At 51.5% G+C, this 21,299-nt stretch carries 24 protein-coding genes and 1 pseudogene; 7 read left to right on the top strand and 18 right to left on the bottom strand.

Annotation, left to right across the window (positions count from 1 at the left end):
* A pseudogene (locus KP814_RS14705) lies at positions 1-127 on the top strand (ISAs1 family transposase); the annotation flags it as partial.
* Between the two features lie 43 nt (positions 128-170).
* Here KP814_RS14705 and KP814_RS14700 read toward each other — a convergent pair.
* Both KP814_RS14700 and KP814_RS14695 read right to left on the bottom strand, forming a co-directional pair.
* On the bottom strand, positions 171-956 hold the full coding sequence (locus tag KP814_RS14700) for an ABC transporter substrate-binding protein (RefSeq protein ID WP_216737468.1): 786 nt from the start codon (positions 954-956) through the stop codon (positions 171-173).
* Between the two features lie 234 nt (positions 957-1,190).
* Positions 1,191-1,649: a hypothetical protein gene (locus KP814_RS14695; protein ID WP_216737467.1), complete on the bottom strand. Its 459-nt coding sequence runs from the start codon at positions 1,647-1,649 to the stop codon at positions 1,191-1,193.
* Between the two features lie 345 nt (positions 1,650-1,994).
* Between KP814_RS14695 and KP814_RS14690 the strand changes: the two genes are divergently transcribed.
* The gene (locus KP814_RS14690; RefSeq protein ID WP_216737466.1) at positions 1,995-2,633 is read left to right on the top strand and encodes a BON domain-containing protein; all 639 of its coding nucleotides are present in this window, start codon (positions 1,995-1,997) and stop codon (positions 2,631-2,633) included.
* A gap of 146 nt (positions 2,634-2,779) precedes the next feature.
* Here KP814_RS14690 and KP814_RS14685 read toward each other — a convergent pair whose 3' ends face one another.
* The 7 genes from KP814_RS14685 to KP814_RS14655 all read right to left on the bottom strand — a co-directional run bounded on the left by KP814_RS14685 (position 2,780) and on the right by KP814_RS14655 (position 9,121).
* On the bottom strand, positions 2,780-3,709 hold the full coding sequence (locus tag KP814_RS14685; protein ID WP_216737465.1) for a hypothetical protein: 930 nt from the start codon (positions 3,707-3,709) through the stop codon (positions 2,780-2,782).
* The gene (locus KP814_RS14680) at positions 3,694-5,376 is read right to left on the bottom strand and encodes a L,D-transpeptidase family protein (protein WP_216737464.1); all 1,683 of its coding nucleotides are present in this window, start codon (positions 5,374-5,376) and stop codon (positions 3,694-3,696) included. Before KP814_RS14680 ends, KP814_RS14685 begins: the two co-directional genes overlap by 16 nt.
* Positions 5,377-5,492: 116 nt before the next feature.
* Positions 5,493-6,320, bottom strand: coding sequence for a metallophosphoesterase (locus tag KP814_RS14675; protein ID WP_216737463.1), 828 nt, complete (start codon positions 6,318-6,320; stop codon positions 5,493-5,495).
* Positions 6,321-6,326: 6 nt separating this feature from the next.
* Positions 6,327-7,292, bottom strand: a complete 966-nt coding sequence (locus tag KP814_RS14670; protein WP_216737462.1) for a diacylglycerol kinase family protein — start codon at positions 7,290-7,292, stop codon at positions 6,327-6,329.
* 154 nt (positions 7,293-7,446) lie between these two features.
* A complete protein-coding gene (locus tag KP814_RS14665; protein WP_216737461.1) occupies positions 7,447-7,650 on the bottom strand; it encodes a hypothetical protein in 204 nt (67 codons plus the stop codon).
* Between the two features lie 84 nt (positions 7,651-7,734).
* Positions 7,735-7,905, bottom strand: a complete 171-nt coding sequence (locus KP814_RS14660) for a DUF1328 domain-containing protein (protein ID WP_011398159.1) — start codon at positions 7,903-7,905, stop codon at positions 7,735-7,737.
* 439 nt (positions 7,906-8,344) lie between these two features.
* Complete coding sequence (locus KP814_RS14655; RefSeq protein ID WP_216737460.1) at positions 8,345-9,121, bottom strand: ferredoxin--NADP reductase; 777 nt, start codon at positions 9,119-9,121, stop codon at positions 8,345-8,347.
* Between the two features lie 115 nt (positions 9,122-9,236).
* Between KP814_RS14655 and KP814_RS14650 the strand changes: the two genes are divergently transcribed.
* Positions 9,237-10,118, top strand: a complete 882-nt coding sequence (locus tag KP814_RS14650; RefSeq protein ID WP_216737459.1) for a LysR family transcriptional regulator — start codon at positions 9,237-9,239, stop codon at positions 10,116-10,118.
* Between the two features lie 23 nt (positions 10,119-10,141).
* Here KP814_RS14650 and KP814_RS14645 read toward each other — a convergent pair whose 3' ends face one another.
* Together KP814_RS14645 and KP814_RS14640 are read right to left on the bottom strand one after the other, a co-directional pair.
* Positions 10,142-10,654 carry a GNAT family N-acetyltransferase gene (locus KP814_RS14645; protein ID WP_216737458.1) on the bottom strand — a complete coding sequence of 171 codons (513 nt, stop codon included), beginning with the start codon at positions 10,652-10,654 and terminating at the stop codon, positions 10,142-10,144.
* Between the two features lie 257 nt (positions 10,655-10,911).
* A complete protein-coding gene (locus tag KP814_RS14640) occupies positions 10,912-11,778 on the bottom strand; it encodes an AraC family transcriptional regulator (RefSeq protein WP_216737457.1) in 867 nt (288 codons plus the stop codon).
* Positions 11,779-11,980: 202 nt separating this feature from the next.
* On the opposite strand from KP814_RS14640, the gene KP814_RS14635 reads away from it, so the two are divergent.
* On the top strand, positions 11,981-12,946 hold the full coding sequence (locus tag KP814_RS14635; RefSeq protein WP_216737456.1) for a phytanoyl-CoA dioxygenase family protein: 966 nt from the start codon (positions 11,981-11,983) through the stop codon (positions 12,944-12,946).
* Here KP814_RS14635 and KP814_RS14630 read toward each other — a convergent pair.
* The 6 genes from KP814_RS14630 to KP814_RS14605 form a co-directional block, all read right to left on the bottom strand.
* A complete protein-coding gene (locus KP814_RS14630) occupies positions 12,943-13,413 on the bottom strand; it encodes a lipocalin family protein (protein ID WP_216737455.1) in 471 nt (156 codons plus the stop codon). The two genes, KP814_RS14635 and KP814_RS14630, sit on opposite strands and share 4 nt — an antisense overlap.
* A gap of 226 nt (positions 13,414-13,639) precedes the next feature.
* Positions 13,640-13,777 carry a hypothetical protein gene (locus tag KP814_RS14625; protein WP_216737454.1) on the bottom strand — a complete coding sequence of 46 codons (138 nt, stop codon included), beginning with the start codon at positions 13,775-13,777 and terminating at the stop codon, positions 13,640-13,642.
* 482 nt (positions 13,778-14,259) lie between these two features.
* The gene (locus tag KP814_RS14620) at positions 14,260-14,988 is read right to left on the bottom strand and encodes a hypothetical protein (protein ID WP_216737453.1); all 729 of its coding nucleotides are present in this window, start codon (positions 14,986-14,988) and stop codon (positions 14,260-14,262) included.
* A gap of 114 nt (positions 14,989-15,102) precedes the next feature.
* Entirely contained in the window at positions 15,103-15,432 is a 330-nt protein-coding gene (locus tag KP814_RS14615) for a hypothetical protein (RefSeq protein WP_216737452.1), read from the bottom strand.
* A gap of 144 nt (positions 15,433-15,576) precedes the next feature.
* Positions 15,577-15,849: a hypothetical protein gene (locus KP814_RS14610; RefSeq protein WP_216737451.1), complete on the bottom strand. Its 273-nt coding sequence runs from the start codon at positions 15,847-15,849 to the stop codon at positions 15,577-15,579.
* A gap of 150 nt (positions 15,850-15,999) precedes the next feature.
* Positions 16,000-16,860: an MBL fold metallo-hydrolase gene (locus KP814_RS14605; RefSeq protein WP_216737450.1), complete on the bottom strand. Its 861-nt coding sequence runs from the start codon at positions 16,858-16,860 to the stop codon at positions 16,000-16,002.
* A 213-nt stretch (positions 16,861-17,073) separates the two neighbouring features.
* On the opposite strand from KP814_RS14605, the gene KP814_RS14600 reads away from it, so the two are divergent.
* Together KP814_RS14600 and KP814_RS14595 are read left to right on the top strand one after the other, a co-directional pair.
* Positions 17,074-17,355, top strand: a complete 282-nt coding sequence (locus tag KP814_RS14600; RefSeq protein WP_011398176.1) for a peptidylprolyl isomerase — start codon at positions 17,074-17,076, stop codon at positions 17,353-17,355.
* A 162-nt stretch (positions 17,356-17,517) separates the two neighbouring features.
* On the top strand, positions 17,518-19,302 hold the full coding sequence (locus KP814_RS14595) for an ABC transporter transmembrane domain-containing protein (RefSeq protein WP_216737449.1): 1,785 nt from the start codon (positions 17,518-17,520) through the stop codon (positions 19,300-19,302).
* An 11-nt stretch (positions 19,303-19,313) separates the two neighbouring features.
* Here KP814_RS14595 and KP814_RS14590 read toward each other — a convergent pair whose 3' ends face one another.
* Positions 19,314-19,718, bottom strand: a complete 405-nt coding sequence (locus KP814_RS14590) for a YbaN family protein (protein ID WP_216737448.1) — start codon at positions 19,716-19,718, stop codon at positions 19,314-19,316.
* 281 nt (positions 19,719-19,999) lie between these two features.
* Here KP814_RS14590 and KP814_RS14585 point away from each other — a divergent pair, with 281 nt between their 5' ends.
* On the top strand, positions 20,000-21,274 hold the full coding sequence (locus KP814_RS14585; RefSeq protein ID WP_216737447.1) for an O-acetylhomoserine aminocarboxypropyltransferase/cysteine synthase family protein: 1,275 nt from the start codon (positions 20,000-20,002) through the stop codon (positions 21,272-21,274).
* Positions 21,275-21,299: the final 25 nt, after the last annotated feature.

The following is a 21,299-nucleotide window of genomic DNA, read 5'->3' as shown; positions in this document are numbered from 1 at the left end:
ACATATGGCGTTGAATTTATTGAAGAATGAGAAGACGGACAAAGGAGGTATAAAAACTAAGAGGCTACGAGCGGGCTGGGACCATGGTTACTTAAAAAAAGTGCTATCGGGTCTGGCTACTATGTAGCCACATAGTGCGATTTGCCTGCATGCCCCATGACGAACACCTTTCACTTTCCTTTTGAGGTTACCCACAGCGACCTGTGTTTGGAAATAATCGCGTCAATCTTACCTTCTTGCGCCAGTTGCTTTAAGCCATGATTGAAGTCCTGTGAGGTTTTCAAAAAATTCTTCGCTTTCTTAGAAAACATCAGGTATTGATTTTCCACCTTGATCGGAGGGTCTAGCCAGATGAACTTCTTGACGGAGTCGGGAAATTCCGTGTTGATAATATACTGCCCCATAAACTTATCAATCAGCACAAGATCAATCCAGCCACGGGAAAGGCTAAGAATATTCTGGCGGTCTTCGGTGACTTCAATGGTATTCAATCTGGCCTGTTCAAACTCAGGCGGATTCACATAGCCCCGCACCACGCCTATTTTGTATGGCTGTAAATCATTCAGTACGACATAAGAAATATTACGCTCCCTGAGAGCATAAAACCCCAACTCATTGGCTGGAAGAGGATCTGAAAACTCAAACCACTGCTCCCGGTTTTTGCGATACCACCCAGTGTAGACCCCATCAAAATCGCCAGCCTGCGCCATGCCATAAGCTCTTTTCCAGGGTAAAAATTTTACCTCCACGTCATACCCGACTCGTTGAAAGGCCGTAGAGATGATCTCCGAGATAAATCCCTTACTCTCTAAATGCTCGCCGTAATAAGGAGGATACTCAGTCGCGGCCAGTACTACCTGGCGCTGCGCCGCTTCTACGTTCTGTAGCAAACCGCAGTAGAAAGAAAACGGAAGGAGCATTTTAAGTAGCTTTGCCGCCAACCTTCTAATTATCATGAAGCCCCTCTTGGCAGGATAGCGTCAAATGCGCTTGGGATGCGGAGGCATTGCATGACAGACTGGTTTATCGGCCCTTAAGCGCCTGACTACTAGACAAGAATGATCGAACCGGTCGATATGCCTTCCTGGATACTAAATATAGCAGGGGCGCTGACACTTGGCACCAGACCAGTTCAGAGGGGAAAGCGTCTTAGGGAGATTAGCTTCAAATTCAATACTGAATCGCCCACCTCAAGCTCTAGACATGTAGTGCAAAATCAAAGCCTTTAAAGTTTCAAAATATTCAACATCACCAAGAGTCGAGATTCCCCCTACCCATTGACCATATAGAGCATTAATGTCATCGCTAGGGGATTCCAACTCCCCCCACTCATCATTCAAAAAGTAAATTACTAAGGCTTTTGACACTTGATCTATTTCCAATACCCCATCTATATAGCTTTCAATGATTGCGGTAAAAGTTACATCGCGCGCCGCTTCACTGTCCAAATCAATAATATTTTCATAAAAATACTTCTCAACAAAATAATCATCTTGAGCTTCGTGATGAGCCAGCATTATATATCGGTACTCAGGGCTATCATTTTCCTGTATATAATCATCAATCGCCCTAAAAAAAGCAGCCCTGCTGATTGCACCAGTTTTCCATGAAATCCACCTTTTGACAGTAAGAAGCGTTTCTTTACTCAAGACTCTACTCTCCTTTAAACAATGCCCTCGCCAGAACCAGAGGCGTCAAGGATATTCTTTCAAGCACTAACCTGATAGCTCCAATAATATATAGATGCATCCGCCTTCCAATCTGCTCCCTGAAAACCCAATACTTTGTAAGTTCTGCAAGCCTTTTACCCAAGATTACCAGCCAAACGGAAAAAACGTACAAATTTACGCCAAAATGCGCATAAAAAGCGCTAATTTCGGTAAAAATAACTTGGCACGCTTCTAGCTATCTCTTAAGTGACAACGAGGCATAGAGACCTGTTACCCGGTCTCGACAGAGATCCGGGACTTTAAAAGATAGAAAAGGAGATCGTTATGAAAACGCCAAAAACTTTTATCAAGAAACCTGCTTATGCTGCCCTGATCGCTGCAACTCTGGCTGGCGCTATGACCGTGGCCCCTGCTTACGCGGCAGGCGACAAAGTTAAGAAGGAAGAAACTGTCGGCCAGCAGGCGGAAGAAATGAGCCAGGATGCGAAGAAGTATTTCAAGGACGGTTGGACTGAAGGCAAGATTGAAACCGCCATTCTGTTCAACGAAAACCTGAGCACGTTCGAGATTGACGCTTCCGTTAATGGCTCCAACGCGACGTTGGTGGGAACAGTCAGTTCCGAAGTGGAAAAAGAGCTGGCGGAACAGATAGCTCTAAGCGTAGAAGGCGTTAAGGATGTGGATAACCAGTTGCAGGTAGCCTCCACACCCGCCAAGAAGGAAAACGCGGAGAACGACAGCTTTAAAAGCTCCGTGGCTGACGCCACTATTACCGCTAAGGTAAAAATGAAGCTGCTGGCCAACGAGTCCGTCGCCGGTCTTGATATTGATGTGGATACAGAAGGCCGTGTGGTAACGCTGAATGGCGCGGTGGATTCAGAAGCAGAGAAGGATCTGGCGGAAAAACTGGCCAGCAATGTTGACGACGTGGATTCCGTTGAAAACAAGTTGATGATCAACTAATTCATCGCACTCCATGCGCATGGACATCAGCAGGGCCCGAAGCCTCACGGCTTCGGGCTTTTTTTCGCCAGTAGAAGGCCAGTAGAAGGATAGCAAGCAGGTCTACTTCAGGCAGACCAATGCTGAACAACAACACTGGGCCCGGCTTACCACCGGACCATGGCTCCCCGCACATCTATATGAATAAATGGACCGTGATAACTATTAGCGGAATATACGCCCAACCCGCCGATGAAGGATTTGTACTCCGGCGTTTCAGCAAATTTCTCAATTAGCTGCGCCAGATACTCCGCGTCATCTTTGTCGACTTTGCCGTCTTTGTTAAGGTCGTCCATTTTGCCGTCTTTGGGGTCCTCGTCGATAAAGACATCCGCCGCCCCGCCCCATTGATGACGACTGTACATCGCGTTGCGAATGGAGGTGTTGTAGTACGGGGTGCGAAAACCGCTCATAATAACGAAAGAAGAAACCGGCACACCTGCGACATTCACCTGCTCCGTCAGATACTCCAGCTTAAGCAGCAGCTTTTCCCGCAGCACCAGAAACTTGGGGAACTCCGAGGGTTGCCGACATAGAAACTGCTCCAAACGGTAATTGGGCGTCAGCTCGATATCCAGCATATCTTTGGTGACTTCGAGGTAGCCGGGAGGCGGAAGATAGATCGCCTGGTTGAGATAAGCTTCACTGGGATAGTGGCCTATCTGATAGCCACTCAGCATCCCCTCTTCGACTTGGTTCGCCGGCACCAACACAAACAGGTTCAGGGTTATCTGCGCCCCGGTGGAAGGCCTGCGAATAGTCAAACGACTCACACCAGGATGCGCAGGAGCGGTCCAGCGATAACGATCGCCGGGCTCCTTGGCGACATCGCCCTGGCCGCTTATTTCAATCTGCTCGCTCTCCGGCAGATTAATTTTGAAGACAAATTCTTCTGACGCCTGCAAAAATGCGGACATAACCCGATAATCACTGGTTTCGCCTTTGAAACTGATACTGAAGTCGACTTTACCGGGTTCAAATCCAAAAGCACGGGTCATCAGCAGACAGAGCGCAATGACCGTTAGTGCTCTAACCATTCATTATCCTCCGGCGCCAGCGTTTTGCCTTCAAACGCCATTTGCAGTCGGGCGTCTCTTCCGTATACATCCTTACGGAATTGCGCCACGCCGGAGTCATCCATCCAGGCGGTCCAGTATTGCAGATGCACTGGAACCGGGCTCGGTAAACGCAGTGTGGTCGGCTCTCCCGACGCAAGTATTTTGTCCAGCTCGATGCCGGTTTTTCTCTTACTGCCGATCAAGGCCGCAGCCAGTTCCAGGGGCCGCTCCAGGCGAATACAGCCTGAGCTGAAGGCCCGTTGTGATTTATAGAACAAGCTTCTGCTCGGCGTATCGTGTAGATACACATTAAATTCATTGGGAAACATAAACTTGATACGCCCTAACGCATTCATCGGGCCCGCCGCCTGTTGCAGGCGATAGGGAAACTTGCCGCCTTTGACTTCTTCCCAGTTGATTGTTTCAGGGTCCAGAGCGGCCTCTTCCCGTCCCCAGCCTTTGTACACCCTGAAGCCCATTTTGCTGATGAATTCCGGGTCTTCTATAAAACGCTCCAGCATATCTTCTTCGGCGATCTGGGTTGGCACCTCCCACTGAGGGTTCACCACCAGATAAGTCATCAACCCGCTGAAAGCGGGGGTGCGGCGGTATGGCTTACCCACCACTACACGCATGCTCAATTCGGTGCGGCCGTGATCCACCAGATCCAGGCGGTAATCGGCAATATTCACCACCACATAGCGGTCGCCCAGATTTGTTGGGGTCCAGCGACGACGCTCCAGATTACTGCGCACCTGCTCGATACGCTCGGAAATTGGCGTATTCAGCATCGCCAGGGTCTCTTTTCCTACGATAGCGTCCGGTTTCAGGCCATGACGCTCCTGAAAAAAGCGGACGGCTTTTACCAAGGCTTCATCAAAAAGGGTCTCATCATCCCCCGCGGAGGTATCGATCACAGGCCGTTCCATGTCGCCGCTGGCGATCAAGCGACGGCGCAACTCAATGACTCGCGAATCGGACTGCCCGGGTCGCAGCGTCGGACCGTAAGACACCATAGGCCAACCGCCCTGGGCTTCCGTTTCGCGCAGATCCGTCAGCAGTTGCGACAAGCCTTGGTATACTTCCGGCGTCGGCACCATGGCGCCCATGTCCTCCAACAGACGATCCTCGGCAATCGCCTGATACAGACGAGGAGCCAGTTCGCCGCTAGTGCGCTCTTCACGCCAGACGGAGTCGATCGACCTGGGGTCAAAGCGGCCGGTCAGGCGATCACTGGACAGCGCCACCATGGCGTCCGTCAGCAGCAGCTCCAACTCAAACGCGCGTCCAAATGTTTCAGGTCCCGCCTGGTATTGACCCAACAGCTCTGATAAAACCGCAGTGTGGTATCTTTGCGACGGCAAGCCTTCCTGATCGGTATGCTCAAGCGTCCTCACCAATGCATAGGCGCGCTCCGTCAAGGTTTCATCCGCAAACCAAACGGGCTTGTATAAACTCATGTCGTAAATCTGCCGGACTTCGGCGGGATGCAGCATTTTTTGCTGAGAGGGAAAAGATAATGGCTGGCCGGCGGCGGCCCACTCCAACAATTGCGACGGCAAGCCTGCGATTGGGCTCGCCTGGGTCATCGTCACCCACAGGGACAAGATGCAACACCAAGTCCAGCGTGGTAATACAGACGTCACTTGGTTCTACTCCTTAAGATTCAGCGGTCTTACCAGATAGATATTAAAAACCGGGGCCGGCTTTATAACGGGCGCCATTATAAGCGGTTGTATGAATACTATCTATATTAGCTGATTCAACAGGAGGTCGCCTGCATCTGACGGGAAGGTTCGTTAGCCCAGGGGGAAAACTTCAAAGCGACGCGAAAACGCCCTGTTGCAGCATCATAATCCCAGCGCTCAAGGAGCGTTAAACGACGGTCTCGCTTAACAACTATACGATTGAAAGAATTAGGTTTTCCGCTACGCACCCGGGTCGACGTCGCCGTACCCGCCTGCATGACGAAAACACCTGACGGAGCCTCTGGAAAGCTTTCCCGGAGGGGCAAAATGAAGGGATAGTGAATGTGGCCGCCAAGCACCAGATCCACCCCTGCTTCTGTCCAGGCTTTCAACGCATATTCGCGACCAATGAGCAGGTTTTTCTGGTCGGACGGCAACACCACCTGACAAGGGTGATGTGCGACGACAACCCGCAGCTTGCCTGGCGCGGAGACCAGCCGACGCGCCACGGCGTCAGCTCTTTGCGGACTGATTTCCCCGTCCACATGGCGATATTTATGGGTGGTGTTCACACCTACGACCAGCGCCAGATTGTTCTCAAATTCCGGCTCCAGATTCGCCCCAAAAATTTCACAATATTTTTTATATGGAGCCGTCAAACGGGTCCAGAGATTAAACAGTGGAATATCATGATTTCCCGGCACGGCTAAAACATGATCAGCCTGAATTCTCTCTAAAAAGTTCCTTGCGGCGGCGAACTGAAGGCGTGTGGCGCGCTGGGTAATATCGCCGGAGAACAGAAGCAACTCCGGGCGCATGTCATTGAGAGCCTGCACCAATGCTTCCTGGACGCTCCAGTCCTCCGTACCAAAATGGAGATCAGACAGCTGAATAATCTGCATAACGAATCAATTGGCGTTTTTAGCTGGGTCTGGCGGCGCCACGAATAGAGCGGCGCTTGGCAGCGCCCGCATCCTCACGGGCGTCGAAACATTACGAATCTCACCGTCCACTACGACCCGCAGCGACTTGCGATGTGAGTCAATTTGCAGCTCTCGACAGACCATATGTTCATAGTACTCCGGGCTCTCCGGCATGCCCAACGCCATGCGCCCCAGCAGCTTCATCAACTGCAGACGCTCCTTGGCTTTAAGCACAATGGCGACAAAACCCTGATCATCCGCCGCTTTTTCATCCTGCAGGTTTAACAGCTCCAACTGCATACGACTGATAGTGCTAAACAGCAGCGGCGTATTAATGGCGCGGGAGAATCCTTCTGAGGTTAATTTCATTCGCTGTGGTCTGGCCTGAGTCAGGCAGGTCCATATGCCGGACAGAAACGCCACCCAGCGAAAACGCCCAAACCGTTTCTGATGCGACTCACGCGCCTGAATGATGCGGGGATACAGTCCCAAACTGGCGTTTACCGCAAACAGTATGTCGTTGACCTGATATATAGGAATCGCCTTAACCACGCCATTGAGCGCGATGTCCAAGGCCTCCGCAAAGTCCTCCGGCAACTTGTGCTCTTTTGCAAACAGGTTAAAGGTGCCGCCGGGTACGACAGCGAAGGTCACTCGATGCTCCAGGATGTGGGGCAAGGCGGCGTTAATCGTACCGTCTCCGCCAACCACGACCAGTACGGCTTGGTTCTGTTTCGCTTCCTCAGCCGCCCTGCGGATGGTTTCCTGCAGGCCTATGCCCTGACGAATGCTGTGCGTGGACAATATCCGATCTCTCACACTGGCTGGCGCCGACTCCAGTTGCGCCATTGAATCTCCAGAACGTCCCTTGCCGGAGCCGAGGTTAACCAGCATCACTAGCTTACGCTCTACCGTAGGAACGTTATGTTTTTTGAATTCAGCTACTTGCATAGTGGTTACCATTGATAGCGCCAAGGTTGCGCCTCCTGAAAATTCCGTTATTCCATATCCGTTTTACAACCATAAAAAAGGGCCGCCGATCAGCTCGCTTACGAGTTCATCGGCGGCCCCACTCCGCCAGGACTCTTTACTACGTCAAGGGCTCTTAACAATCCTGGTCTCTTGCATTGACGCCCTCTTTAACACTTTCACAGGCGTCTTCCAGTCTGTTGCCGGCGTCATTCAGAGCTCTATCCACCTCTTCGCCGATTTGCTCCGCTTCGCCATCACCCGCATCACAAGCGGTCAGTGAAAAAGCCAACGGGGCGGCTATAACCATTGCTTTCAACAGGTTGGTGAATGTAGTCATTGTCATCTCCTCGTTTCCTAACAGTTGTTTTGTTTCATTGGCGGCGTCCTACCGCTGCCTTTCCTCTGGTTCTCAATTACAGCTCTACAATCGGTTTCTGCGGAATCCTCCGGCGATGATGCTGATTACGAAAAGCACCAGGAAGATAACGAACAGAATCTGTGCAATATCGGCAGTCGCTGCTGCAATGCCGGTGAATCCAAGTACGCCTGCTACCAGCGCTACGACAAAAAATACAATTGACCAATACAACATATCCTTTCTCCTTACTTGTTTCCGAACTCAACAGGTAATATTCATAACTTGGACCAACTTTATTTTTTATCTTATTTATCAACGAATTAAATTAAAAATGAGGCGTTAATGGAAGAGGCAAGTCGAGGCGATCACATGTAAAGCTTACAAACCCACTGCAATTATGGGTGAAGCGAGAGAATCCCATGAGCCTGGGTGTGGACGTGGACGTGGACGTGAGAGAGCATATCGAAACGCCAGCAATCGCATTCGTAGGCGGACTGAACGGCTCTAAGCAGGGAAGATAGACATGTAGGAAGGAAAATATACTGTGCAGAAAAAGGCGGGGCCGTCTGCGGTCACTAACAGACGGCCCCTATAGCAGAACCGGACTAACGTACGGAGCGGCTAATAAGGCGCAGCCCGAAGGCTGCGTAAATCGCTTTTCTAAGGGGATGGATCAGCTTTCGACGAACGCCCGCTCGATAACATAGTGTCCAAGATCGCCTTGGCGAGCTTCAGTGAAGCCGCGGGAATCGAGGATGGTGCAGGTGTCTTTCAACATGCTGGGGCTGCCGCACACCATGAAACGATCATATTCAGGGTCCATCTCCGGCAGACCGATGTCGGAAAACAGCTTGCCGCTTTCCATCAAGTCTGTGATACGGCCCTGCGTGGGATAATCTTCACGGGTAACGGTGGGGTAATAAATCAGTTTTTCCTGCACGAGTTCACCGAAGAATTCGTTCTGCGGCAGTTCGTCGCGAATCAGCTCCTGATAAGCCAGTTCGGAAACATAACGCACACCGTGGGTCAGAATGACTTTATCAAAGCGCTCATAGGTTTCCGGGTCTTTGATAATACTCATGAATGGAGCCAGGCCGGTGCCGGTGCTGATCAGGTATAAATTGCGCCCCGGCAACAGATGGTCCACGACCAAAGTGCCAGTGGGCTTGCGGCTCATGATGATCTCATCGCCGACGCTGATTTTCTGCAAACGGGAAGTCAAAGGACCGTCTGGCACTTTGATGCTGAAGAATTCCAGTTCTTCTTCGTAGTTGGCGCTGGCGATGCTGTATGCGCGCATCAGCGGACGGCCGCTGTCTTGCTCCAGGCCAATCATAATAAAATGTCCGTTTTTAAAACGGAAAGACGGATCGCGACTGGTGGTAAAGCTAAACAGAGTGTCGTTCCAATGACGCACGCTGGTGACCGTTTCTTTACGCATTCCTGACATAATCTGCATTGACTCCTGATAAAGGCGCTAAAGTTTTCATTGATCGATATTTAACCCGAGTATAATCTATCTGTAAAACAGGATTATTCAATAACTCTTATCGGATTTATCGATAATGCACTACACCCTGCGACAATTGGAAATATTTCTGGCCGCCGCTCACTTCGAGAACATCACCCAGGCCGCCAAAAGCCTGTCCATGTCTCAATCCGCCGCCAGTGACGCGCTGCGCAATCTGGAGTCCCAATTCAATATTCAATTGTTCGACCGTATCGGCAAAAGCCTCCAGCTCAACGAACTGGGGCGCATGCTGCGTCCCCGGGTGGAAGCGCTGATAGAGCGCGCTCGCGACCTGGAGTTGGACTTTCAACAGCATACGGATATCGGATCACTGAAAGTGGGCGCCACGCTGTCCATCGGTAATTATCTGGCGGTCAGAATCATGGCGGATTTCATGCAGCAACATCCCGGCGCCAAGGTATCCCTGGAGGTGGCCAACACCACCACTATCGCAGGCAAGGTGCTTAATTTTGAATTAGATGTGGGCTTGGTGGAAGGGGAAATCAATCACAATGAGCTGGAAGTGATCCCCTGGCGCGATGATGAACTGAAAATCTTCTGCGCGCCCGACCACCCGCTGGCGCAAAAGAAAGTCCTGAGCGACTCAGATCTGGTGCGCGCCAGTTGGATATTAAGAGAGCGGGGTTCGGGAACCCGACAAGCGTTCGAATGGGCAATGCACGGCATTCTTCCCGACCTGAAAGTGTCCATTGAGTTGCAGCACACCGAGGCGATAAAGCGGGCTGTAGAGGCCAACCTGGGTATTGGCTGCCTGTCGCGGGTGACCCTGGTGGACGCCTTCAAGCGCGGCAGTCTGGCGCCGCTGGAAGCGCCGCATCGAAATTTCCAGCGCCGCTTCTACTTTATTCTGCATAAAGAAAAGTACCGCAGCGCCGGTATCGAGAACTGGCTGGAGTTATGTCGCCAGCTTACCTGAGACGGACTGGAGCACTGGACGCTTCAGGTAAAGTTAACCCCATACAAAAACAAATCAACATCGTCATTGGGAAGTCGGGTGGTCTTCTCCATCGCCATACCGATCTTCTCTAAAAGCCGAATTGAGCTGGCGTTGCTCTGGTTCACAATGCCGACAATGCGGCTCATACCCAGTTTAGTCGCGCCAAAATCCAGCACCGCCTTGGCCGCCTCGTAGGCGTATCCCTGCGAACGAAATTGCGGCATGAACGCGAACCCGATATCCACATCGTCCAGCCCTTCGCGCTTGATCAATCCGCACATGCCCACTGGAGCGCCATCCTGCTTAAGTTCAACCAGATAGAGCCCGAACCCTTCCCTGTCATACATCGCCAACGGACCCTTTTGGATATACTGACGCGCGCCCTCCAGCGTTCTTATCCCACGGTCGCCGATAAAACGTATCCATGATGGGTCGTTCAACAGCGCCAGAATGAAATGGTCATCCTCCAGCCGCAGCCAGCGGAGCGTTAAACGCTCTGTCTCCAATACCTTCATAGTTATAATCGCCTGTTTATTATTTATTCTATCCAGATTCTTTCAACGCACGCTTCAATGACACTATTGGACACTGACCAGTACCTTTTCCACCCACTCCGGATCGTCAGGAGCCACGATCACGGAGCGTCGGCGCACCGGCACGCAAGGCTTCACGGAACCATAAGCCTGCCGGCGGTCCTAGTCGATGCTCTCCAACCGCAAAGGGCCCAGTGGTGGGAATCAAGGTGTCATCCAGATCAAATGCTATACGCACGTCATTGCCCCGCTGCAATAAAACTTTTGCGAAACCCTTGCGGGGTCACGCCTTTATGCTTCTTGAACAGTCGATTGAAGTTGGAAAGATTATTAAACCCGGTCTGTTCCGCGATGAGCGCTATCGGCGCTTCGCTGTTGATCAGTTTTGAACAGGCCTGCCCCAGGCGAATCTGGGTCAAATACTGATTAAAGCTTTGATTCATATGCTTGCTGAAAAAGCGACTGAACTTACTGACGCTCATGTTGTGCCGTCGCGCCATGTCCTCGACCGTCAGCTTATCGGCGAAGGCCTGATGAGCAGCGTCCAAAATGCCATCCAGAATATCCTGTTCACGCCGATTAGTGGCGCCGGAATAAAAATTCGCCGACGCCAGCGGACGATAAGGCGTCTGCGCCAGATCTCCCAATAATGAGAGTAACGTAAGTAGACGGCGCCGTGGGTCTTGCTCTGGAAGCCCTGTAAACAGTCGATCTACCGCCGTGTAGTCAGTTGGCCGAAAACGCAAGCCACGTCGACTTTGTCTCAGTATCTCGCCCAGATCGCTATACTCGGGAAAGCTCTCCAACAAGCGATCCACCCACTGCTGATTGAACCACAACACATACACCGTATGCGGCGCTTTTTCGTCAGGACGCTGTGAGGAGCGCCAGCTATGGGGCAGATTGGGACCTATCAACACCAGATCGCCGGATTCGTAGCGATCCACATGATCGCCCACATAACGCTGGCCGGCGCTGTTCAGGGTGTAGGTAAGCTCATACTCAGGGTGGTAATGCCACTGAAAAGGCAGTTCGTCCAGTTGACGCAGAAAAAAGCGCCAGGACGCGTCTTCCGGATATCTGACTTTTTCATAGAATGCTTTCATAGCCTTTCGCCGCACCGCCGAACTGTTTAGCCATCATCGCAAAACCCTCATCAGAGTCATACTATTCTGGCCACAGAATCGATAAGAATGACCGAAAAGTATCATTCTCCGCCCTATTTCCACAACCTGCCCCCGGTTACGCCAAGCAGAATAATCCTGTACCCAATCAGCATCAGCGCAGGCAAGAACAGGAGATAACAATATGAACCAGCGTTATGAGTATAAAGCTCCCGGTAATCGCAGCGTTTCCGATCCCGGCGGCGTGCAGTTGAAAGATATCCGCAAACAGCTTCCTTTACGCGTGCTCAGTGAATCTGATTTTGCGTTCTGGCGCACCTGGGGGTACATCATCATCCCCAATGCAGTGGATGCAAAACAGGTGCAAGCGGTGCAGTCATTGCTTTGGGAGTTTACGGAAATGGACCCGAAGGACGCCGCCACCTGGAGTAAACCGCAATTGCGTCAGCATGAAATGAAGGAACTCAACAACAGCGGAATGGTGGAGTGCTACCACCATCAGACGCTATGGGACAGCCGTCAGACGCAGCGTGTTTATGACGCATTCGTAGATATATGGGACCGCGAAGATTTATGGGTCACCATTGACCGCGCCAACCTGAACACGCCAAACCGCGACGGACGTCAATTCAGCGGGTTCATTCATTGGGATGCAGACTCGACAATGAACCCGCCTCCTATTGGCGTGCAAGGCGTGTTGGCGCTGTCCGATACGGATGAGCATTGCGGCGGCTTTCAGTGCGTACCGCAACTTTTTCATGACTTTGAGCAATGGAAACAAAACCAACCTGCCGGCCGCGATCCCTGGGTTCCCGATCTGACAGGCTATGAGCCGGAGTTCATTCCTATGCGCGCTGGAGACCTGCTTATCTTCAACAGCCTGTTGGCCCATGGCATTCGCCCCAACCAGTCTGACCGGGTGCGTATGGCCCAGTACATATCTATGGCGCCGGCGAATGAATCCGATGAAGAGATGCGGCAGTGGCGAGTGACCTCATGGCGTGAGCACACGCCTCCGCAGGGATTCGCATTTCCCGGCGATCCCAGAGAGTGGGAGAAAACGCGCTATCCGCAAGCCCAGCTAACGCCGCTTGGCGAGAAGCTGCTGGGCCTGAAGTCCTGGCGCGAGAGTTATGTCGAGCCGGCTTAATCCGCTTTGGCGAACTCCGACGGCGGCTTGATCAACTCAAAACCGCTGTCAGCTTTGCCTTCTTCAATAAAGAAATCATCGCTGTCCTGCGGGAAATTATATTGAAAGGTGTTCTCGGTAATGGAAATCACCCGGAACGAGTTGGACTTGCCGTCGTCATGCGTCTCCAGATACATGCCGCCTTCGTAATCCCATGCGCCTTTCTCAAGCACCAGCGTGTACTTTTTCGCAGACATATCCATGGACAGATATTCCTGTTCAAAACGACCATCCGCTGTCCGCGTGATTTTCCAATACTCCTCCAGGCCTGAATAATTGCCCTCATCATCCGCACTGCCGTCGCCCTGCCAAACGCCCACCAGAGCCGCTTTCGCTTTGGTGGCGTCCGCCTTCAACTCAACATCCGCATGACATGCATTCAGCGACAGAGACGCCGCCAAAATAGAAATGAAATAGATCCGTTTCATAAGGGAGAGCCAATCTCTTTGTGATGTGTTCTTGTCATAACCGAGGCCGTCGCCATCATCCTGAGCGACCACGCATGCTTACGCACACCCTATTCTTAGATGGCGATTGGGGGAAAAGCAAATTGGCCCAGCAATTAGTCTCTCTGCAGCGGGCATGTCATATTCGAGAGAACGGGGATGCTCAAAATTCTGAAGACTCACCAGCAGTTACAAACTTAACGTTCCATTATAATTTACTATCTTTTATAAGCACCTCTTTAGCTTTCTCCAAAATAATATCCACTGCATAAATCTCATCAGGCAAATCAGCCAAAAAGTCCATGCTTATAGCTTTGTCTGGATTACACTTTTCTATATCACGCAATAGTCCACATTCTCTTGCCCTTTAATCCCATATAGGTTCAGTATATTCCAATATTTTGCCGACTCACTCGAGTGCGGATTATAACCATTAATACTTAAAAAATGGCTTCTTTCGCTTTCATTCAAACTATCAATAAAAGCTACCACTGCCTCATCAAATTTTTTCGGCCAGTATTTCATACAGCTTCCTTATATCAGGGGAGCCAATCTCTTTGTGATGTATTATTGTCATAACCGAGACCGTCGCCATCATCCTGAGCGACCACGCATGCTTACGCACACCCTATTCTTAGATGGTCATTGGGGAAAAGCAAATTAGACCAGCTATTAGTCTCTCACAGCGGGTCTGTCAGATTCAGATTAGCCAACCCTATGCGCTAAAAGGCTTTTTCGAACAACTTCCAGGCCATCTCAGAACTCATCCCAGCCTAATCCGTGAGGGGGTTAAAAGCTTTGAACGCCAAACTCACACCTTAAACAGGATTACCTATATTGAGCGTCCGTCGCAGTGAAACCAGCAATATCATTTTCTCCCAGACCTTCACGAATCTCAGTCATTAATCCGTTGGCAGCCTTTACTGCATCAATAGAGAATGCCCTGTCGTCTATGCCAGGAAATGAAAATCTGAGTAAATCCAAACCGGTAAGCACTTTATCAAAAGAACCAGATCCAGAAATCTTATTGTACAGCCGAGCCGCAAGGTTTCTTCGGTAGGCTATATTTATGTCCGATACAGGCTCAACAGCTTTATCACCAACTATTACAAAACCTTTCGGTGGAAGCTCGCGATAATCATGGTCTTTTTTTGTATAAATCAGAGCTCCACCTGAAGAAACAGGACTATAAATCCGAGCTTTTTTAGGTGATACACGTACAATATCAGAAACATTTCCATAACCCACTAATAACTCAACAATCTCATCACTGCCTATTGTAACGAGCTTATCTAGTGGAAGATCGACTGCTAAATTCACTATATTACCCCATACCTTATGATCTTTACCTTCACAGATAACATCTTCAACAAATCCTTCTAAATGAATTAACTGAGCTTGATCACAAAAGCGCCTCAAATACTTGCATATGGTAACAACTGAGGTATTCTTGGAAATCTGGCGTAAATCGCCAACAATATCATCCGGGAGTAACCTTAAGTCAGAAATACAAGGCAACCCTCTCATTTCCTCAAGAATTTTTTCGACTTTCAACATAGGTTAAAATCATCTAACGATTAACGCCAGCCTCACCGTAATTAGTCCTGCTCAAATTAGTTAGAGTATATCCTCCATGATCTGGCCCGCCTACACACACGCCTCGATTAAACATCAGTTTTCACCGCCCACTTCATCCTCTACCGCTATTCTCCCAGGAGCTAGCCCACCATCCTTAGGGGGAGTCATAAAATGGCTTAGAGCCTTACAAACCCAAGTCAACGCCGCCATAGGGAAGCACGCCTGATAGCTGATATATCTTTCAGCACCTGTTTTTTTATTCTTCCAAATACTTCCTATAAATATGACCAACATACTTCCGTACTTATAGAACAGAATATCTCGCTCTGGATCTTCTGGGTTCGTTATTTTTCCTATAAGAAAAAGCCCAGGAACATTTTCGTTCCTCCTCTTAAGCCTTGGCACTGATAAAATTTCGCTCACAGCCTCACTTTATTATTTTATATCACGTAATGGCCCACTCCCTCATGATCATCTATGTCCAGAGAGTCCAGCATTAATCTTACTCAATATAGTCTAGCACCCTAATCTCCGTTAAACGTCTTGAGTGTCCCCCTACATTTCAAGCTACTCATATCTTTCTTCCTCCCACCTCCTTATATCTTCGCCTTCACAAACAACACATTCAATAAAGTCCAGTATTGTGCTGACATCAAAACCAATCAGCTTCCTTTTCAGGTAATATACCGCTAGTGTTTTATTAATAGCTACCAAGCTTGATACCTTTTCATAGTCACTGGAACTGAGTTCCCTGAAACTCCCACACCTGTCACCGTCTCCTATTGGGAAGGTTTTTCCTATAACTCCCTCTATTTTATCCTCGATACTATATTCACTCATTTATTGCTCTATTCCATCTTCGCGTCAAACTCAAATTTGAACACCCTGGACCACAATATTCAATTTGCAGATAGTGTCGATTATCAAGTAGTCGGTTTACACAGTCCAAACTAGCGCCATTCCAAACATTGCAAAGCTCAAAGCCTGATATCACCCGCCATGATAAATAGACAACGCCATACGGCGCACATGAGCTGGAAATTCCGTGGCGTAGTTGCTCCAGTCTTTGTATTGGTCCAGTTTCAGTTCTTGCGACCAGCGGGGGATATTGTCCATGACCGCTCCGGGGGCTTTGGTGGTCATGGTTCTGTTAATCTGCGCAGAGACCAGTTGAAAGAGATCTTCCACGAAGGTTACGTTTTCCTGCAGGGCCTGCACGGAGGTGGAAGTTGAGTGTGCGTTGACCGCGATCTGCGGTTTCAGGTCCTGCATCAGTTTGAGGGCTTTCAGCACGCCCAGATAATTGTCGTTGTCCATCCATACGCCGGGGATAATGTACCGGTCTGCATATAGATCCGCGCTGTAGACAATACCGTCTTCGGGCAGGTGAATGATGGTTGATGCGAAGCCGTCTGCAGGTCCGACGTGGATCAGCGTCACTTTGCGTCCGCCAAACTGGAAACTATGTCGGTCATCGAATACCGCATGCACCTTTTTCGGGGCAGCGCCTGTGACATCCAGATCAAACAAGGCTTTGCAGGAAATGTGACAAATCACTTCCGCGCCGGGAAACACCTCCGTACCGCCGACATGGTCCAAATGCTCATGGGATAGGACGATGCGGGTCACCGGGCGAGAAGTCAGCCTGGCGATTTCGGCTTGCAGGACCTTCGCTCTTTCAGGATTGGCGGGATCGGTGATTAACACGCCATCCTCGGAGAGCAACGCCAGGCTGGTGACGCCCGCTTCAGAAATTGCGTAAGCGCCCTGCTTCAACTTAACGACTTCCGCCGCCTCGACATCACCGGTCATCAGTGTCGCCGCCAATACCCAAATAATAATACTGTGCATATCAGTTTCCTTAGTTACGTGGTTTTAGCGCTCCTGTACGGCAAAGCGTATTCGCCGAATAAGAAAGCGAAAGGCTAGGAATCAAGTGGTTAATGCCGGGTTAACGTCTATTTAAATCGGCAAAATGAGGCCGCAGGCGTTTAGCCTCGCATTCAGGCATTTCCTGTGCTTTAATGCGCCCGTTTAAACCCACGTAAATATGAGGAGACTGCCATGGCACGGGCTAGCGCGCGTCACATCCTGGTAAACAGCGAAGATCAGTGTAACGATCTGAAAAAGCAGATCGAAGACGGAGCGGATTTCGCCGCTCTGGCCAAAGAACACTCTCAGTGCCCCTCCGGCCGCAATGGCGGCGAGCTGGGTGAATTCGGCCCAGGTCAAATGGTTAAAGAATTCGATCAAGTGGTTTTCAGTGCGGAAGTCGGCACTGTTCAGGGTCCAGTCAAGACTCAGTTCGGCTACCACCTGTTGGAAGTCACCAAGCGCACTGACTAAGAGCGCCGAGGGCGATGTTCATAACGTCGCCCTTCTCTCCCCCTCCACCTTCTTTATTCTGTAATCAGCGTCTCTTTTTCCACTTTCCCTCTTTAAATTTCCCGACTTTCCCTCCATAAATAACTTCAACCCTTTATCCGACCACCCCACAACGGTCCGCCCATGCAGCAAGACGTTTCTACAGCCCGCATCGGGGCGCTCAAAGCCACGTTTGAGTTTATTCTTCCTTACAAACGACAAATTGTATTCGCACTCTGCGCGCTGTTTTTCACCGCCGGCATCACTCTGTCCATCGGACAAGGCGTGCGACTGCTTATCGATCAGGGCCTGGCGACTCAGTCTGAGCAAATGCTGTCCCGCTATGTGCTTATCTTCCTGGGTCTGATCGTCGCACTCGCGCTCGGCACCTTCACCCGTTACTACTGGGTGACCTGGCTCGGCGAGCGTGTGGTGGCGGATATCCGACGCAAGGTGTTCGATCACCTGATTGAGCTGCATCCCGGCTTTTTTGAAAGCAATCGCGGGCTGGAGATTCAATCCCGCCTGACCGCTGACACCACGCTGCTGCAATCGGTTATTGGTTCCTCCGTCTCGGTGGCGCTGCGCAATATCATCATGATGATCGGTGGGATCATCTGGCTATTCATCACGAATGCAAAACTCACCGCCATTGTCATGATTTCCGTGCCCCTGGTGGTGTCTCCCATTCTGATATTCGGGCGACGAGTACGCGGTTTGTCTCGGCGCAGTCAGGACAAAGTGGCGGATGTCGGCTCTTATATCGGCGAAGTGCTTGGGCAGATAAAAACCGTTCATGCCTACAACCATCAAAAGTTGGATAAACAACGCTTTTCAGAGCACGTTGAAGACGCCTTCAACGTCGCCAAGGAGCGTATCGTGCAACGAGCCATCCTGGTGACGGTTGTCATCGTTCTGGTGCTGGGCGCGGTCGGCGCCATGCTTTGGATCGGCGGGCTGGATGTCATCGAAGGACGCATCAGCGGCGGCGAACTGGCGGCGTTCGTGTTCTACAGCGTGTTAGTGGGCGCAGCGGTAGGCTCCGTCAGTGAAGTCATCGGCGAATTGCAACGGGCGGCAGGCGCAGCGGAACGCATCGTGGAGCTGCTGCAGTCGAAGAATGAAATCACTGCGCCGCAGTTCGGCGTGAAGAGCCTTCCTGAGCTGATCCCCGGCAATCTGTCTATTCGCGACGTCAGTTTCTCCTACCCGGCGCGGCCGGACGCCAACGCCATCGATCACCTGAATCTGGATGTTGCGCCGGGAGAAACCCTGGCGCTGGTCGGCCCATCCGGCGCTGGCAAATCCACTCTGTTTGACCTGCTGCTACGCTTTTTTGATTGCAAAGCTGGAGAAATCCGTCTGGAAGGCGTGGATATTCGACAGCTTGAGCCTACAGATTTACGCCGCTGCTTCGCCCTGGTGTCGCAAACGCCAGCCCTGTTTTTCGGCTCTATAGAAGACAATTTACGCTACGGCAAACCAGACGCCACGCAGGAGGAAATCGAGGCCGCCGCCAAAGCCGCGAACGCACATGATTTTATCGCCGCGCTCCCACAGGGCTACAAAACCCGTCTGGGGGACGCTGGTCTTGGCTTATCCGGCGGTCAGAAGCAGCGCATCGCCATCGCCCGCGCCATACTCACCGACGCTCCCATTCTGTTGTTGGACGAAGCCACCAGCGCGTTGGACGCACAAAGCGAATATCTGGTGCAACAGGCTCTGGAACGTCTGATGGAAGGACGCACAACGCTGGTGATCGCTCATCGTCTGGCGACGGTGAAAAACGCGGACCGCATCGCCGTGTTGAATCATGGTCGCCTGGAAGCTTTGGGCTCTCATAGCGAACTGATCCGCGACAGCGAACTCTACGCACGTCTGGCGGATCTGCAATTCAATACGGAATGGGAAGAGCCGGTCGTCGAGTAATTCGCGGCCGGTTAGTTAACCTGGGATTCGGGCTCGCCCGCGTCCTCTTCACAGGTCGGCAGACGACACAGATATAAGGTAGTGCAGGCGCCAATGCCGCTGAGCATGATCAGGCTCCATAATTTGCCGACGACCACCATGGAAATGGCGAGTCCCAGCCACAGACAGATCAACGCCCGCAATCTCACCTTGCGGGTGACGCCGCGCCCTGACTCAAAGTTCTTTACGATTGGTCCCAAATGGCGATGAGACACCAGCCAGTGATGGAATTTCGGCGAAGAACGCGCGAAGCAGGCGGCGGCGAGCAGAATAAAGGGCGTGGTGGGCAATAACGGCAACACAATACCAATGACGCCAAGCACAACGGAAGTCCAGCCAACGACGACCAGCAGTATGTGAAGAGATTGTTTACGCATGTCGCGCCAGTCATCCAGCAATTGAAATTCAGGAAGCTCCGCAAAACGGCAGCCAGCTCGTTTTCAGGAGGTCTACAAGGCCAATGCTAGTTTCAAATAGGATGCAAGGCAAATTCAGACGCCAGGCATATTGACCTGCGCCAACGAGCGGTACACTCTGTTGCGGGCCGTTGTTAATATCAACGATTCTCTAAACGATACAAATAGTTAGCCCGTCTCTACGGGGGCTGACGCGAACAAGCACAGAGCAAACCCATTCCTTACGCGCAGCGGAGAGATCCATGAAACAAGAGACCATCGCCATTCACGGCGGCTTTGCCGGCGACCCCACCACGCATGCCGTCGCGGCGCCGATCTATCAGACCACCTCCTATTATTTCGACAACACTCAGCATGGCGCTGATTTGTTCGACCTGAAGGTGGAAGGAAATATTTACAGCCGCATCATGAACCCGACCAACGCCATATTGGAGCAGCGTATGGCGCAGCTGGAAGGCGGTATCGGGGCCTTGGTGATGGCCTCAGGTATGGCGGCGATCACCGCCACAATTCAAACGCTGACCCGCGCCGGCGACAATATCATCAGCGTCAATCAGCTCTATGGCGGCACCTACAACCTGTTTGCTCACACCCTGCCGCAATCCGGCGTCACCGCGCGCATGTTCAACAGCGACGATCCCGCCTCCATGGAAGCGTTGATCGATGAAAACACCAAAGCGGTTTTTTGCGAGTCCATCGGCAACCCCGCCGGAAATGTGGCCGATCTTGAAGCACTCGCCGCAATCGCCCACAAACACGGCATACCAGTGATTGTCGATAACACCGTCGCCACTCCCGTGTTGTGCCGCCCTTTCGATTTCGGCGCCGATATCGTGGTGCACTCATTAACCAAATACATCGGCGGCCATGGCACCACCATCGGCGGCGTGATCATAGATTCAGGCCGTTTTCCCTGGAAGGACAACCCCCGCTTTCCGCAGCTCAACGAGCCTGATCCCTCCTACCACGGCGTGGTGTATACCGAAGCCCTGGGCGACGCCGCCTTTATCGGTCGCGCACGGGTCGCGCCATTGCGCAACATGGGCGCTGCCCTGTCGCCATTCAACGCGTTCCTGATTCTGCAAGGCGTCGAAACCCTGTCGCTGCGGATGGAGAGACACGTGGAAAACGCCATGGCGGTATGCCAGTTTCTGGCGTCCCACCCCAGCGTCAGCTGGGTGAAGTATCCAGGTCTGGAGAGCAGTCCTTATTACGAGCTGGCGCAGAAGTACATGGGCGGCAAACCTTCCTCTGTACTGAGTTTCGGCATCAAGGGCGGCAAAGAAGCCGGCGGCCGTTTCATCGACGCCTTGCAGATGGTCAAGCGACTGGTGAACATCGGCGACGCAAAAACCCTCGCCTGTCACCCCGCGACCACCACACACCGGCAGTTGGATGAAAAAGAACAGGCCGCAGCCGGCGTCTCTCCGGATATGGTGCGCCTATCCATCGGCATCGAGCACAAGGACGATATCATCGCGGACCTGGAGCAGGCATTGGCGCAGGCGACGCTATAGCGGTTTTGTCGTAGCAGGTTTGTAG

The sequence above is a fragment of the Hahella sp. HN01 genome (assembly GCF_018986435.1).
In the GTDB taxonomy this organism is placed as follows: domain Bacteria; phylum Pseudomonadota; class Gammaproteobacteria; order Pseudomonadales; family Oleiphilaceae; genus Hahella.
The sequence above is the reverse complement of the archived record's forward strand: the minus strand, read 5'-3'. Positions and strand labels throughout refer to the sequence as shown.

Bases quoted from the DNA above. Each gene is read 5' to 3' on its own strand.
- KP814_RS14700 (WP_216737468.1), bottom strand. From the start codon at position 956: ATGATAATTAGAAGGTTGGCGGCAAAGCTACTTAAAATGCTCCTTCCG.
- KP814_RS14690 (WP_216737466.1), top strand. From the start codon at position 1,995: ATGAAAACGCCAAAAACTTTTATCAAGAAACCTGCTTATGCTGCCCTG.
- KP814_RS14685 (WP_216737465.1), bottom strand. From the start codon at position 3,709: ATGGTTAGAGCACTAACGGTCATTGCGCTCTGTCTGCTGATGACCCGT.
- KP814_RS14675 (WP_216737463.1), bottom strand. From the start codon at position 6,320: ATGCAGATTATTCAGCTGTCTGATCTCCATTTTGGTACGGAGGACTGG.
- KP814_RS14670 (WP_216737462.1), bottom strand. From the start codon at position 7,292: ATGCAAGTAGCTGAATTCAAAAAACATAACGTTCCTACGGTAGAGCGT.
- KP814_RS14665 (WP_216737461.1), bottom strand. From the start codon at position 7,650: ATGACTACATTCACCAACCTGTTGAAAGCAATGGTTATAGCCGCCCCG.
- KP814_RS14660 (WP_011398159.1), bottom strand. From the start codon at position 7,905: ATGTTGTATTGGTCAATTGTATTTTTTGTCGTAGCGCTGGTAGCAGGC.
- KP814_RS14655 (WP_216737460.1), bottom strand. From the start codon at position 9,121: ATGTCAGGAATGCGTAAAGAAACGGTCACCAGCGTGCGTCATTGGAAC.
- KP814_RS14650 (WP_216737459.1), top strand. From the start codon at position 9,237: ATGCACTACACCCTGCGACAATTGGAAATATTTCTGGCCGCCGCTCAC.
- KP814_RS14645 (WP_216737458.1), bottom strand. From the start codon at position 10,654: ATGAAGGTATTGGAGACAGAGCGTTTAACGCTCCGCTGGCTGCGGCTG.
- KP814_RS14640 (WP_216737457.1), bottom strand. From the start codon at position 11,778: ATGAAAGCATTCTATGAAAAAGTCAGATATCCGGAAGACGCGTCCTGG.
- KP814_RS14635 (WP_216737456.1), top strand. From the start codon at position 11,981: ATGAACCAGCGTTATGAGTATAAAGCTCCCGGTAATCGCAGCGTTTCC.
- KP814_RS14630 (WP_216737455.1), bottom strand. From the start codon at position 13,413: ATGAAACGGATCTATTTCATTTCTATTTTGGCGGCGTCTCTGTCGCTG.
- KP814_RS14620 (WP_216737453.1), bottom strand. From the start codon at position 14,988: ATGTTGAAAGTCGAAAAAATTCTTGAGGAAATGAGAGGGTTGCCTTGT.
- KP814_RS14610 (WP_216737451.1), bottom strand. From the start codon at position 15,849: ATGAGTGAATATAGTATCGAGGATAAAATAGAGGGAGTTATAGGAAAA.
- KP814_RS14605 (WP_216737450.1), bottom strand. From the start codon at position 16,860: ATGCACAGTATTATTATTTGGGTATTGGCGGCGACACTGATGACCGGT.
- KP814_RS14600 (WP_011398176.1), top strand. From the start codon at position 17,074: ATGGCACGGGCTAGCGCGCGTCACATCCTGGTAAACAGCGAAGATCAG.
- KP814_RS14595 (WP_216737449.1), top strand. From the start codon at position 17,518: ATGCAGCAAGACGTTTCTACAGCCCGCATCGGGGCGCTCAAAGCCACG.
- KP814_RS14590 (WP_216737448.1), bottom strand. From the start codon at position 19,718: ATGCGTAAACAATCTCTTCACATACTGCTGGTCGTCGTTGGCTGGACT.
- KP814_RS14585 (WP_216737447.1), top strand. From the start codon at position 20,000: ATGAAACAAGAGACCATCGCCATTCACGGCGGCTTTGCCGGCGACCCC.